The organism is Kitasatospora sp. NPDC087861 (genome assembly GCF_044742585.1).
Taxonomy (GTDB): Bacteria; Actinomycetota; Actinomycetes; order Streptomycetales; family Streptomycetaceae; genus Kitasatospora.
The window spans coordinates 106,662-118,649 of the sequence record NZ_JBIUUS010000016.1; the positions used below are offsets into that span (position 1 = coordinate 106,662).

Annotated in this window: 12 protein-coding genes and 1 pseudogene; 7 read left to right on the forward strand and 6 right to left on the reverse strand. The window is 72.9% G+C overall.

From position 1 onward, the window contains the following. The first annotated feature begins 227 nt into the window (after nucleotides 1-227). Nucleotides 228-1,538 carry a M18 family aminopeptidase gene (locus ACIOJE_RS22830; RefSeq protein WP_400778318.1) on the forward strand — a complete coding sequence of 437 codons (1,311 nt, stop codon included), beginning with the start codon at nucleotides 228-230 and terminating at the stop codon, nucleotides 1,536-1,538. A 115-nt stretch (nucleotides 1,539-1,653) separates the two neighbouring features. Here ACIOJE_RS22830 and ACIOJE_RS22835 read toward each other — a convergent pair whose 3' ends face one another. Beyond that, nucleotides 1,654-3,468 carry an NHL domain-containing thioredoxin family protein gene (locus ACIOJE_RS22835; RefSeq protein WP_400778321.1) on the reverse strand — a complete coding sequence of 605 codons (1,815 nt, stop codon included), beginning with the start codon at nucleotides 3,466-3,468 and terminating at the stop codon, nucleotides 1,654-1,656. Between the two features lie 114 nt (nucleotides 3,469-3,582). Here ACIOJE_RS22835 and ACIOJE_RS22840 point away from each other — a divergent pair, with 114 nt between their 5' ends. After that, the gene (locus tag ACIOJE_RS22840; RefSeq protein ID WP_280674024.1) at nucleotides 3,583-3,831 is read left to right on the forward strand and encodes a hypothetical protein; all 249 of its coding nucleotides are present in this window, start codon (nucleotides 3,583-3,585) and stop codon (nucleotides 3,829-3,831) included. 6 nt (nucleotides 3,832-3,837) lie between these two features. Here the strand turns inward: ACIOJE_RS22840 and ACIOJE_RS22845 are convergent, their stop codons facing one another. Beyond that, the gene (locus ACIOJE_RS22845; RefSeq protein ID WP_280674025.1) at nucleotides 3,838-4,347 is read right to left on the reverse strand and encodes a GNAT family N-acetyltransferase; all 510 of its coding nucleotides are present in this window, start codon (nucleotides 4,345-4,347) and stop codon (nucleotides 3,838-3,840) included. Between the two features lie 90 nt (nucleotides 4,348-4,437). Here ACIOJE_RS22845 and ACIOJE_RS22850 point away from each other — a divergent pair, with 90 nt between their 5' ends. From ACIOJE_RS22850 to ACIOJE_RS22865, 4 genes and pseudogenes are all read left to right on the forward strand, one after another. Further along, nucleotides 4,438-4,926 (forward strand): LURP-one-related/scramblase family protein, encoded by a 489-nt coding sequence (locus ACIOJE_RS22850; RefSeq protein ID WP_400778325.1) that lies wholly within the window; start codon nucleotides 4,438-4,440, stop codon nucleotides 4,924-4,926. 115 nt (nucleotides 4,927-5,041) lie between these two features. Beyond that, complete coding sequence (locus ACIOJE_RS22855) at nucleotides 5,042-5,464, forward strand: DUF350 domain-containing protein (protein WP_400665185.1); 423 nt, start codon at nucleotides 5,042-5,044, stop codon at nucleotides 5,462-5,464. A gap of 61 nt (nucleotides 5,465-5,525) precedes the next feature. Next, nucleotides 5,526-5,999 (forward strand): annotated as a pseudogene (locus ACIOJE_RS22860) (NAD(P)-dependent oxidoreductase); the annotation flags it as partial. Nucleotides 6,000-6,022: 23 nt separating this feature from the next. Beyond that, nucleotides 6,023-6,592, forward strand: a complete 570-nt coding sequence (locus ACIOJE_RS22865; protein WP_280674028.1) for a GNAT family N-acetyltransferase — start codon at nucleotides 6,023-6,025, stop codon at nucleotides 6,590-6,592. A gap of 29 nt (nucleotides 6,593-6,621) precedes the next feature. Here the strand turns inward: ACIOJE_RS22865 and ACIOJE_RS22870 are convergent, their stop codons facing one another. After that, complete coding sequence (locus tag ACIOJE_RS22870; protein ID WP_400778330.1) at nucleotides 6,622-7,677, reverse strand: aldo/keto reductase; 1,056 nt, start codon at nucleotides 7,675-7,677, stop codon at nucleotides 6,622-6,624. A gap of 224 nt (nucleotides 7,678-7,901) precedes the next feature. Between ACIOJE_RS22870 and ACIOJE_RS22875 the strand changes: the two genes are divergently transcribed. Beyond that, nucleotides 7,902-8,810: a class I SAM-dependent methyltransferase gene (locus ACIOJE_RS22875; protein WP_280674030.1), complete on the forward strand. Its 909-nt coding sequence runs from the start codon at nucleotides 7,902-7,904 to the stop codon at nucleotides 8,808-8,810. Nucleotides 8,811-8,978: 168 nt separating this feature from the next. Here ACIOJE_RS22875 and metG read toward each other — a convergent pair whose 3' ends face one another. The 3 genes from metG to ACIOJE_RS22890 form a co-directional block, all read right to left on the reverse strand. Beyond that, nucleotides 8,979-10,712, reverse strand: coding sequence for a methionine--tRNA ligase (metG, locus tag ACIOJE_RS22880; RefSeq protein ID WP_400778334.1), 1,734 nt, complete (start codon nucleotides 10,710-10,712; stop codon nucleotides 8,979-8,981). 128 nt (nucleotides 10,713-10,840) lie between these two features. Next, nucleotides 10,841-11,041: a DUF397 domain-containing protein gene (locus ACIOJE_RS22885; protein ID WP_280674032.1), complete on the reverse strand. Its 201-nt coding sequence runs from the start codon at nucleotides 11,039-11,041 to the stop codon at nucleotides 10,841-10,843. Continuing rightward, nucleotides 11,038-11,889, reverse strand: a complete 852-nt coding sequence (locus ACIOJE_RS22890; RefSeq protein WP_280674033.1) for a helix-turn-helix transcriptional regulator — start codon at nucleotides 11,887-11,889, stop codon at nucleotides 11,038-11,040. Before ACIOJE_RS22890 ends, ACIOJE_RS22885 begins: the two co-directional genes overlap by 4 nt. Between the last annotated feature and the right edge of the window lie 99 nt (nucleotides 11,890-11,988).

Below are 11,988 nucleotides of genomic sequence, written 5' to 3' on the forward strand. Positions count from 1 at the left end.
CGCTGCCAACTTCCTTGCGGGAAGCGGCAGTGCGGTCTCCCGGTGACCGTCCGCGATCGGTGCGAACCTCTGGGTGTACGGAGTTTGGCGCGGCGTCACTTCACGGTTGCGTCCGCGTTCTGCATCCGTTGGGAGGTTCCGAGTGCCCTGTCCGTGTACGGGCATATGCTCAAGATGCGAAGCCGACTCCCCATCCGGCTTCGGCCCTCCCTCGACTCAGGAGCAGTATGTCGACCGCCGCCGCCCGCCAGGCATTCTTCGACCGGACGCACAGCGACGATCTGATCGCGTTCCTCGGCACCTCGCCGTCCCCGTACCACGCGGTCGCGAGCGCCGCCGAGCGGCTGGAGAAGGCAGGCTTCCGGCAGGTCGCCGAGACCGACGCCTGGGACGGTGCCGCCGGCGGGCGCTACCTGATCCGCGGCGGTGCGCTGATCGCCTGGTACCTGCCGGAGAGCGCCCGCCCCGAAACCCCGTTCCGCGTGGTCGGCACCCACACCGACTCGCCCAACCTGCGGGTCAAGCCGGTGCCGGACACCGGCTCGGCCGGCTGGCGGCAGGTCGCGGTGGAGATCTACGGCGGTGTCCCGCTGAACACCTGGCTCGACCGCGACCTCGGGCTCTCCGGCCGCCTCGCGCTGAAGGACGGCAGTTCGCGGCTGGTCCAGCTGGACGAGCCGCTGCTGCGCGTGCCGCAGCTCGCGATCCACCTGGACCGCCAGGTCAACGACGGCATGAAGCTCGACAAGCAGCGCCACCTCACCCCGATCTGGGGCCTCGGCCCGGTCGACGAGGGCTCGCTGATCGCCTACGTCGCCGAGCGCGCGGGCCTGGACGCCGCCGAGGTGGCGGGCTGGGACCTCATGACGCACGACGTCCAGCCCGCCTCCTACCTGGGCCGTGACCGCGAGCTGCTGGCCGGCCCGCGCCTGGACAACCTGCTGTCCGTCCACGCCGCCACCGCCGCGCTGGCCGCCGTCGCCTCGGCCGAGGGCGCCGCCGACCTGCCGTACATCCCGGTGCTGGCCGCCTTCGACCACGAGGAGACCGGCAGCGAGTCGGACACCGGCGCGCAGAGCCCGCTGCTCGGCAACGTCCTCGACCGCAGCGTCCACGCGCGCGGCGGCACCCCGGAGGACCGCGCCCGGGCGCTCGCCGGGACGATCTGCCTCTCCTCGGACATGGGCCACGCCGTCCACCCGAACTACGCCGAGCGGCACGAGCCGGGCCACCACCCGCTGCCGAACGGCGGGCCGATCCTCAAGGTCAACGTCAACAACCGCTACGCGACCGACGGCGTCGGCCGGGCGGTGTTCGCGGCCGCCTGCGAGAAGGCCGGCGTGCCGTGGCAGTCCTTCGTCTCCAACAACGCGATGCCCTGCGGCACCACCATCGGCCCGATCACGGCGGCGCGCCTGGGCATCAAGACGGTGGACTGCGGCATCGCGGCGCTGTCCATGCACTCGGCGCGCGAGCTGTGCGGTGCGGAGGACCCGTACCTGCTGGCCAGCGCGATCAAGGCCTTCCTGGAGGGCTGATCCACCACGGCGAAGGGGCCCGGCGGAGTTCGTTCCGTCGGGCCCCTTCGTTGTGGCCGCATCGCCGGGCGATGGGCGCCGGGCGTGGGGTGTCGGTCGTGGGGGTGTCGGGTGGCTACTCCAGTCCGGCGAGCACCAGCGGCAGTCGGCGGGCGCCGTCGGCGACCAGCTTCACGGGCACGCCCCAGTCCTGCTGGTGCACGTGGCAGGCCGGGTACTCGATCTTCGGGTCGTCGTCGCAGGACGCCGCCATCGCCGAGACGTGCAGCACGCCCTCGGCGACCTCGTCGGAGAGGACCAGCTCGCGGGAGAGGTCGGTGTCCGCGCCCGCGCCGGAGACCAGCAGCTCGGGCGGGGTCGCGCTGACCAGCAGCCGGGTGGACGGGCCGTAGCGCTCGTCCAGCTTCTGGCCGCTCGGCGCCGAGAACACCACGTCCAGGCGGAACGCGCCCGGCGCGACCTCGGTGGCCGCCCGCTGGGTGCGGTGCGCGACCGACTCGACCTGCACCGCCTCGTCCGGCAGCCGCAGCCTGGTCAGCCGGTGCCGGGCCGACTCGACCACCACGATGTCCCCGTCCACCAGGACCGCGCCGGACGGCTCGCGCAGGTCGGTGGCCAGCGTGGTGACCTCGCCGCTCGCCGGCTCGAAGCGGCGCAGCGCGTGGTTGTAGGTGTCGCTGACGGCCACCGAGCCGTCCGGCAGCACGGTGACGCCCAGCGGGTGCTGGAGCAGCGCCTGGGCGGCCGCGCCGTCCCGGTGGCCGAAGTCGAACAGACCGGTGCCGACGGCGGTGTGGACCGTCTTCGTTTCACGTGAAACCCAGCGCAGCGCGGAGGTCTCCGAGTCGGCCACCCACAGCTTCCCGCCGTCCGCCGAGACCGCCAGGCCGGACGGCTGGGCGAACCAGGCCTCGTCGACGGGCCCGTCCACCAGGCCTTCGTTGGTGGTGCCGGCCGCGACGCCGACGGTGCCGGCGGCCGGGTCGTACGCCCACAGCTGGTGCACGCCGGCCATGGCGATCCACACCCGGCCGTCGAACCAGGCGACGTCCCAGGGCGAGGAGAGGTCCACCTCGCGGGCCGGGCCCTCGGTGGCCGAACCCTGCCACCACTGGCGGCCGGTGCCGGCCAGGGTGGTCACGCTGCCGTCGGCCAGCCGCAGCCCGCGCAGCGCGTGGTTGACGGTGTCGGCCACGATCACGTCGTAGTCCGAGCCCTCCGGCAGCAGCGCCAGGCCCTGCGGCTCGCTGAACCGCGGGCTGGTGCCGTCCACCAGGCCGCGCTGGCCGTCGCCGATCCGGCGGACCACCGTCTCGCCGTCCTCGGCCAGCTCCACCAGCGAGTGGTGGCCGGAGTCGGCGACCAGGTAGTGCCCGTCGGGCAGGCGGATCGCCTTGCCGGGGAACTTGAGGTCCCCCGCGGTCGGCTCCGGCGCCACGTACGGGCCGTCGCCGCGGCGCAGCGTGCCCTTCGCCGCGTGCTCGGCCTCCAGCTCCTCCACCAGCCGCGCGATCGCGTGCGCGTGGCCCTCACCCGCGTGCTGGGCGACCACGTACCCCTCCGGGTCGATCACCACCAGCGTCGGCCAGGCCCGCACCGCGTACTGCTTCCACGTCGCCAGCGCCGGATCGTCCAGCACCGGGTGGTGCACCTCGTACCGGGCGACCGCGTCCACCACGGCCTGGTGGTCCGCCTCGTGCACGAACTTCGGCGAGTGCACCCCGACGATCACCACGGTGTCCCGGTGCTTCTCCTCCACCTCCCGCAGCTCGTCCAGGACGTGCAGACAGTTGATGCAGCAGAAGGTCCAGAAATCCAGAATGGTGATCTTGCCCCGGAAGTCGGCGAGCGCCAGCTCCTTGCCACCGGTGTTCAGCCAACCGCCTGCCCCGACCAGCTCGGGGGCGCGTACACGTGCACGAGATGCCATGCCCGTATCCAACCCCATCGAGGGCGGGCGGCATTCCTGGCCGGGGTGGGCGGCGGGAGCGGGCGGGCGTGTCGGTGGGGGGCGGGGCCTCGGGTCCGTGCTGTCGTTGTCCGCATGGTCACCTCATCTGCGCTCCGGTCGGCCCTGACGGTCGCGGCCGCCGTTCTGCTCGCCACCGGTGCGGCCACCGCCACCGCGGCCGCCGGGTCCGGCCCGCGTGACGTCACCGCGGAGCAGTGCCAGGACGCCGGGGGGTGGGTGGAGGGCTCGGGGTACTGCGTGGGGGCCGTCGGCGACGACGACTGGGGGCAGCCCGTCGAGGGGCAGGCCATCAACCCCCACCCGGCTCCCGGCGAGGAGTGAGGGGCCCTACGGCCGGGGGAGCCCCGCCTGCCAGCGGGTTTCGCCGTCCTGCTGCTCGTCGGTGGGGGTGAGGCCGAGGGCGCGGGCGATGGCGGCGGAGGCGTGGTGGTCGGGGTGGATGTGGGCGGTGACGGTGGTGACGCCGGCGGCGGTGAGGTGGGCGAGCAGGGCGCGGGCGGCCTCGGTGGCCAGGCCGCGGCCCTGCCAGGGGGTGCCGACCACCCAGGCGAGTTCGGCGGCGTCGGGGTGGACGGTGGTCTGGACGTAGCCGGTGAGGCGGCCGTCGGAGCGCAGCCGTAGCGCCCAGTTGCCCCAGGTCTCGGCGGGGTCGGGGGAGCCGGCGGCGAGCCGGGCGTAGCGGGCGCGCAGTTCGTCGGCGGTGGCCGGGCGGCCGCCGGTGAAGGCGTGCAGGGCGGGGTCGGCGAGGGCGGCGGCCATCTCCTCGGCGTGCTCGGGGCCGATCGGGAGGAGGTCGAGGCGCTCGCTGTGCAGCGGGGCGGCGGGGTCGGGGCTCATGCCGGTATTGAACGCCCGTGCGCGGCGGTGCTTCCCGGCGGGCGGGGGGATCGGGTCGAATGAGGGGACGTCGACACGGAGGAGGCCGCTGTGCGGTACCTGGTCAGGGAGAAGCTGTTCGCGGTCGGAGACGACTACTGGATCGAGGACGACCGGGGCCACAAGGCGTACCTGGTGGACGGCAAGGTGCTGCGGCTGCGGCACACCTTCGAACTGAAGGACGCGCACGGGCGGGTGGTCGCGGTGGTGAAGGAGAAGGCGTTCACCGTCCGCGACGCGATGAAGATCGAGGACGCCGACGGCGAGGTGATCGCGACCGTCCGGGAGAAGCTGTTCACCCCGTTCCGCGACAAGTACCTGGTGGAGCTGGCCTCCGGCGGCGAACTGAAGATCCACGGGAACCTGCTCGACAAGGACTACCGGATCGAGAACCACCACGGCGACGACCTCGCCCGGATCTCCCGCGCGTGGTTCCGGATCCGGGACACCTACGGAGTGGAGATCGCCGACGGCGCCGACACCGGCCTGCTGCTCGCCATCGCCGCCTGCGTCGACCACCTGGTGGAGGAGGACCACTGACCGTCGCGGGTTTCCGGATCCCCGGCCCGCCGCCCACCCGCGTGGGGTATCTTTTGCCAACCCTTGACCAGGTCGGCAGGGGGGGGCGGTGAGCGGACCGGGGGCTGGAACCACGATGAACGACATCCTGCACGGGCTCGGCGCGGCGGCCGCCTACGGAGCCGTCGGGGTGGTGCTGCTGCTCCTCGGCGTCGGTCTGGTGGACCTGCTGACGCCCGGCCGGCTCGGCCACCAGATCTGGGTCGAGCGCAACCGCAACGCCGCCGTGCTGCTCAGCTCCGCGCTGCTCGGCATCGGCGGCATCGTCTTCACCGCGATCATGTACACCTACGCGGACTTCGCCAAGGGCCTGGTCTCGACCGCCTGTTACGGCCTGCTCGGGCTGGTGCTGATGACCGTCGCCTTCTGGGCGGTGGACCTGCTGACGCCCGGCAAGCTCGGCGCGATCCTGGTCGAGCCGGAGCCGCACCCCGCGGTCTGGGTGTCGGCCAGCTGCAACATCGCGGTCGCGGCGGTGGTGTCGGCCGCGATCGCCTGAAGGGCCGCGGCCAGCCGGAAGGGCCGTGGTCAGGCGGGGTGCGGGGCGCCGCCGTCGCCCGTACGTGTTCTACAGCGGCTCGGCGGCGCTGTTCGAGGAGCACCGGGCGGCCCTCGGCGCCCCGGCCGACGCCCGGTACGTCGGCGCCGACACGGGCTTCGCGGCCCTGCACGACGTGGCGCTGCTCAGTGCGATGTACGGCATGTTCGCCGGCGTGGCGCACGCCTTCGCGCTGATCCGCGAGGAGCCCGTCGCACCGGGCGAGCTGGCGCCGCTGCTGGGGAGTTGGATCACCGCGATGTCCGGGTCGATCGCCAGGACCGCGGCGCAGCTGGAGAGCGGCGACTACACCGGGGGCGTGGTCTCGAACCTGGCGATGCAGGTCGCGGGCCAGGACACGCTGCTGCGCACGGCCGAGGAGCAGGGGGTGAGCGCGGAACTCCTGGCTCCGTACTTCCGGCTGATGGAGCGTCGACTGGAGGCCGGCAGTGGCGAGGAGGACCTGACCGGGGTCGTCGACCTGCTGCGGCGGTGAGGCCCGGCCGGTAACGTACCGGCATGGCTGACCTTGAAGAACGCGCCAACGTCGTCGCGTCCGGCTCACGGCAGGCCGGGGTCGGGGTGTCCGTTCGACGGCGCCGCGTCACCGACCTCGCCGACTGCGTCCGGGTGCTCGGCGACGTCCACACCACCGACGGCTACCCCGCCGACTGGCCCGACCGCCCCGCCGCCTGGCTCACCCCCGACGGCCTGCTCGCCGCCTGGGTCGCCGAACTGGACGGCCACCCGGCCGGCCACGTCGGCCTCTCCCGCAGCGCCCCCGGCGACGTCGCCCCCGGCTTGTGGAGCCGCCGCACCGGCGGCCGACCGGAGCTCACCGCCGTGATCGGCCGGCTCTACGTCGCCCCCACGGCCCGCGGCCACCGGATCGGCGCACGGCTGATGGCTGCCGCCGTGGCGCACGCGCGGGCGCTCGGGCTCCACCCCGTCCTGGACGTCCTCGCGACCGACGCCCCGGCGACCGCCTTCTACCGGCGCCTCGGCTGGACCTGGCTCGGCAGTGGCGAACAGCAGTGGGCCGCGGACCGCACGGTCGTGGTCCACTGCTTCGCCGCACCGAGGGAGTGAAGGGGGGGCGACGGTTCGCCGGCTGCCGGCTACCCCGCCGATCGGTCCGCGGCGGGGCGGCGGCGGAGCGCGGGGGTGGTGACGGACGGGGGCTGCCAGACGCCGTCGGGGTGGTAGACGTCGGTGCCGGGCGGGACGATGGCGTCGATGCGGTCGAGGACGGCGTCGTCGAGGACCAGGTCGGCGCCCTTGAGGGCCGCCTCCACCTGGTCGTGGGTGCGCGGGCCGAGGATCACCGAGGTGACGGCGGGGTGGGCCAGCGGGAAGGCCACGGCCAGTTCGGGGAGGGTGCGGCCGAGGTCCTCGGCGAGGGCGGTGAAGGCCTCGACGGCCTCCAGCTTGGCCGCCGTGGTGGGCAGCGCCGGGTCGAACCGGCCCGGGGTGATGACGGGGCGGCCGGTGGTCAGGTCGGCCGGGCGGTCCTTGCGGTAGCGGCCGGTGAGGAAGCCGGAGGCGAGCGGGCCCCAGGTCAGCGCGCCCATGCCGAGCCGCTGGACGACGGGCAGCACGTCGCGCTCCACGCCGCGGGCGAGCAGCGAGTACGGCGGCTGCTCGGTGCGGAAGCGCGGCAGGGCGCGGCGCTCGGCGACGTGGTACGCGTCGACGATCTGCTCGGCGGGGAAGGTGGAGCAGCCGAAGGCGCGGATCTTGCCGGCCCGGACGAGGTCGCCGAGGACGGACAGGGTCTCCTCGACGTCGGTGGTGTGGTCCGGCCGGTGGATCTGGTACAGGTCGATCCGGTCGGTGCGCAGCCGGCGCAGGCTGTCCTCGACCGCCCGGACGATCCAGCGCCGCGAGTTGCCGCCCCGGCCCCGCCCCTCGCCCATCGGGAAGTGCGCCTTGGTGGCCAGCACGATCTCGTCGCGGTCGCCGCGGGCGGCCAGCGTCTTGCCGACGATCTCCTCGGACTCGCCGGCCGAGTAGATGTCGGCGGTGTCCACGAAGTTGACGCCTCGGTCGAGGGCGGTGTTGATGATCCGGGCGCAGTCGTCGTGGTCGGGGTTGCCGATGTGGCCGAGCATCATCGTGCCGAGGCAGTAGGCGCTCACTTCGATGCCGGTGCCGCCGAGGACGCGGTAGCGCATGGTGCTGCTCCCCTGGTGGTGGGTCGGTGGTGGCCCAGAGGCTAGGGCTTGGAGTGTGCTCTAGGGCAAGGCCCGCGGGCGGCCGGGGACGGGCGCTGCGTGGTGCGCGTTTGCGGAATCGGCAACAAAGCTTGCCGATGTGGCGGGTCCGGTCGCAGCCTGGCCGTGGCGGTGGGCGCCATGGGCGACCACCCTTCCGCCATCCACGATCGGAGAAGACCGCCATGTCCGAACACCAGCACCAGCACGGGCAGGGACACCAGTCCGGGCACCACCACCACGGGCACGGGAACGTCCCCGCCGCCGACTTCGACTGGGACGCCCTCGCCGCCGACCTGGAGCAGGAGGCCGAACTGCGCGCCGGCGCCGTGACCGGGGCCGCGCAGTGGCTGCGGTCGCTGCACGGCGCGGCCGGGGAGGTGCGGCGGGTACTCGACGTCGGCAGCGGTCCCGGGGTGATCGCCGGGCTGCTCGCGGACGTCTTCCCGGAGGCCGAGACGGTCGCCGTCGACCAGTCGGCCGCCCTGCTGGAGCGCGCCCGGACCCGCTCCGGCGGCCGCCTGAGCATCCAACAGGCCGACCTGCCCGCCGAGTTCGGCAAGCTCGGGGAGGCCGACCTGATCTGGTCCGGCAACGCGATCCACCACCTCGGCGACCAGCAGGCCGCGCTGACCTCCCTCGCCGCGACGCTGCGGCCCGGCGGCCTGCTGGCCGTCGCCGAACGAGGCCTGCCGCTGCGCTACCTGCCGCGCGACTTCGGCCTCGGCCGGCCCGGCTTCCAGGCCCGGATCGACGCGGCGCACGAGGACGGCTTCAGCACCATGCGTGCCGAACTGCCCGGCGCCACCGAGGAGGTGGAGGACTGGCCGGCCATGCTCGGCCGCGCCGGTCTGACCCCCAGCGGCACCCGCACCTTCCTGATCGACCACCCGGCCCCGCTCGCTCGCCCCGCCCGCGAGCGCCTCCACACCCAGCTCGCCCGCCTGCGCGACCAGCTCACCGACCACCTCGACCCCGAGGACGGCAGGACCCTCGACGCCCTGCTCGCCGAGGACGCCCCGACCGGCATCCTGCACCGCCCGGACGCCTTCTACCTCGCGGCCATGACCGTCCACACCGCCCGCAAGGCCTGACCGCGCCCGCCCCGCTCCCGGGCGACGCCGCCCGGGCGGGGCAAGCGCTGGGCCCGGGCGGCTACAGGGTGTGGCCGAGGGCGGTGACCAGGTCGGCATCCATGGCCGGAAGCGTACCGGCGAGGGTTCGGCGACGGCCCTTCAGACGACGGGCCCTACCGCAAGGCCTCAGCCCTCCTGGCCGCCGAAGCGGGTGGTCCAGGCGGCCAGGTCCTCGTCGGTGATCTTGGCGAACAGCACCGGCGGCACCGTGAACGCCGTCCCGGCCGGCACCAGGTCCAGCGCCCGCGCGTCCTCCGGGCTCACCCAGGAGCGGGCGGCCGCCGGAGCGTCCTCGGCCAGGGCGAACGCGCCTCGCATGGCCGCCGCCGCGGTCGGGATGAACGGCTCGGAGACCACCGCGTACAGCTGGATCAGGTTCATCGCCGTGCGCAGGGTCAGCGCCGCGGCGTCCGGGTCGGTCTTCACCTGGAGCCAGGGCGCCTTCTCGTCCAGGTACGCGTTGCCCGCGCTCCACAGCGCGCGCAGGGCCTGCGCCGCCTTGCGGAAGTTGAGAGCGTCCAGCTGGGCCTCGTACTCGGCCAGCAGTCCGACGACCTGCTCGCCGAGGCGCTGCTCCGCCTCGCCGGGCGCGTGGCCGCCCGGGACGGCGTCGCCGAAGCGCTTGCGGCTGAAGGACAGCACCCGGTTGACGAAGTTGCCGAGGGTGTCGGCGAGGTCCTTGTTGACCACGGAAGCGAAGAGGTCCCAGGTGAAGCTGGAGTCGTCCGACTCGGGGGCGTGCGCCATCAGGAAGTAGCGCCAGTAGTCGGCCGGCAGCAGTTCCAGGGCGACGTCGGTGAAGATGCCGCGCTTCTGGCTGGTGGAGAACTTCCCGCCGTAGTACGTCAGCCAGTTGAAGGCCTTGACGTAGTCGACCATCTTCCACGGGCGGCGCGAGCCGAGGATCGTCGCCGGGAACATCACGGTGTGGAACGGGACGTTGTCCTTGGCCATGAACTCGGTGTACCGGACGGTCTCGTCGGCCTCGTACCACCAGGACTTCCAGTCCCGCAGCTGCCCGGCCGGGGCCGCGTCCGCCCACTCCTTGGTGGCGCCGATGTACTCGATCGGGGCGTCGAACCAGACGTAGAACACCTTGCCCTCGGCCGCCAGCTCCGGCCAGACGTCGGCCGGCACCGGGACGCCCCACTCCAGGTCACGGGTGATCGAGCGGTCCTGCAGGCCCTCGGTGAGCCACTTGCGGGCGATCGAGGAGGCCAACACCGGCCACTGGTCGCCGTTGGCGGCGATCCACCCCTCCACCTCCTCGGTCAGCCTCGACTGGAGCAGGAACAGGTGCCTGGTCTCCCGGACCTCCAGGTCGGAGCTGCCGCTGATCGCCGAGCGCGGCTCCAGCAGGTCGGTCGGGTCCAGCACCCGGGTGCAGTTCTCGCACTGGTCGCCGCGCGCCTTGTCGTAGCCGCAGTGCGGGCAGGTGCCGACGATGTAGCGGTCCGGCAGGAAGCGGCCGTCGGCGTTGGAGTACACCTGGCGGACCGAGCGCTCCTCGATGAAGCCGTTGCGCTGCAGTTCGCGGGCGATCTCCTGGGTGATCTCCCGGTTCTGCGGCGAGGAGCTGCGGCCGAAGTGGTCGAAGGACAGCCCGAAGCCGTCGTAGACCGCCTTCTGCGCGTCGTGCGCCTGAGCGCAGAACTCGGCCACCGGCAGCCCGGCCTCCTGCGCGGCGAGTTCGGCGGGCGTGCCGTGCTCGTCGGTCGCGCAGATGTACAGCACCTCGTGGCCGCGCTGGCGCAGATAGCGGGAGTAGACGTCCGCCGGGAGCATCGACCCGACCATGTTGCCCAGGTGCTTGATCCCGTTGATGTACGGAAGGGCGCTGGTGATCAGGTGCCGAGCCATCCTCGGATGCTCCGATTTCTCCCGCACAGCACCCCACCCGGAGTGCTGTGCCAGGCGCAGGGGTCCACTGTGGGTTGCCAAGCCTACCGCCGCCGTGACGGCTGCCGTCGCCGGTCGGGCGGTGCCGGTCAGACGGTGCCGAAGTCGCCGTACCGGTCGAACTCCCCGGCCTTCACCCCGCGGACGAACGCGGCCCACTTGCGCGGCGTGGTCCGGACGACGACCTCGGCGCGGTCCGACTCCCGGATCTCCACCAGGCCGTCGGCGGTCCGGATCTCGACGCACTCGTTGCTCTCGCCGCTCGATGACGACTTCTGCCAGTCGCTCATGCGAAGTCTTTCAGTAAGGCCCGGATGAAGTCCCGGGACTCGTCCGGGTCGAGTGCGATCGTCGCGGTCTCCTCCTTGATCCGGCGGTACGTCTGCAATTCGTCCTCGGCGTGCACGAACTTCGGCCCCTGGGAGAGATCGACCTGGACGGTGTCGAGCTCCGGAACCGGCCCGCGGGCGAGATACAGGCTCTCCCCGGAGCCCGGATAGGTGTCCACGCTGAACGGGATGGTCCGGATCTCCACTCCGGGCCGCTCGGAATCCTCCAGCACGCTGAGCAACTGCTCGCGCAGCACCACCGGCCCGCCGAACTGCATGCGCAGCGCGGATTCGTGGATGAAAGCCGTGTACGGCTTCGGGCGCTCGGTGAAGATCCGCTGGCGCTGAATCCGGAATGCCGTCCGCGCGTCCGCGTCCTCCCGGGGCAGGGGCGGTCGCAGCCGGGCGAACACCGCCGAGGCGTACGCCGGGGTCTGCAGCAGCCCGGGGATGAAGGTGGTGTGCAGGATCGCCAGCGATTCGGCGTGGTGCTCCATCTCCGCGACGTCGATGATCCCGTTCGGGATCCGCCCGCGGTAGCCGTCCCACCAGTACTTCCGCCGGTCCTGGGTCATCGCGAGCAGCGCGTCGAGGTAGGGGCCGTCCGCACAGCCGCAGGTATGGGCCCAGAGCCGGAGCCGTTCGGCGCTGATGCCGGACTTCCCGTTCTCCATCTGCGAGATCTTGGGCAGGTCGGTGCCCAGGGTGGCGGCCAGGCTTTTGGGCGTCACGCCCACGCGTTCGCGCATCTTGCGCAGCTCGATGCCAAGGCGCTGCTGGCGCACGGTCGGCGACAAGCGGGGTGGCATGACTCTCTTCTCCGGATGGCGGGCTTCGGTCGATGCTTCCGGTGAAGTGTGCCGTGCTCACCCGGCCCTAGCTACTGAAATGGCTGATACCCCACGATG

What these genes read in the sequence shown, in the direction of transcription:
- ACIOJE_RS22855 (WP_400665185.1), top strand. Translation starts at nt 5,042, where the DNA reads ATGAACGACATCCTGCACGGGCTCGGCGCGGCGGCCGCCTACGGAGCC.
- ACIOJE_RS22875 (WP_280674030.1), top strand. Translation starts at nt 7,902, where the DNA reads ATGTCCGAACACCAGCACCAGCACGGGCAGGGACACCAGTCCGGGCAC.
- ACIOJE_RS22840 (WP_280674024.1), top strand. Translation starts at nt 3,583, where the DNA reads ATGGTCACCTCATCTGCGCTCCGGTCGGCCCTGACGGTCGCGGCCGCC.
- ACIOJE_RS22845 (WP_280674025.1), bottom strand. Translation starts at nt 4,347, where the DNA reads ATGAGCCCCGACCCCGCCGCCCCGCTGCACAGCGAGCGCCTCGACCTC.
- ACIOJE_RS22890 (WP_280674033.1), bottom strand. Translation starts at nt 11,889, where the DNA reads ATGCCACCCCGCTTGTCGCCGACCGTGCGCCAGCAGCGCCTTGGCATC.
- ACIOJE_RS22830 (WP_400778318.1), top strand. Translation starts at nt 228, where the DNA reads ATGTCGACCGCCGCCGCCCGCCAGGCATTCTTCGACCGGACGCACAGC.
- ACIOJE_RS22870 (WP_400778330.1), bottom strand. Translation starts at nt 7,677, where the DNA reads ATGCGCTACCGCGTCCTCGGCGGCACCGGCATCGAAGTGAGCGCCTAC.
- ACIOJE_RS22885 (WP_280674032.1), bottom strand. Translation starts at nt 11,041, where the DNA reads ATGAGCGACTGGCAGAAGTCGTCATCGAGCGGCGAGAGCAACGAGTGC.
- ACIOJE_RS22865 (WP_280674028.1), top strand. Translation starts at nt 6,023, where the DNA reads ATGGCTGACCTTGAAGAACGCGCCAACGTCGTCGCGTCCGGCTCACGG.
- ACIOJE_RS22835 (WP_400778321.1), bottom strand. Translation starts at nt 3,468, where the DNA reads ATGGCATCTCGTGCACGTGTACGCGCCCCCGAGCTGGTCGGGGCAGGC.
- metG (WP_400778334.1), bottom strand. Translation starts at nt 10,712, where the DNA reads ATGGCTCGGCACCTGATCACCAGCGCCCTTCCGTACATCAACGGGATC.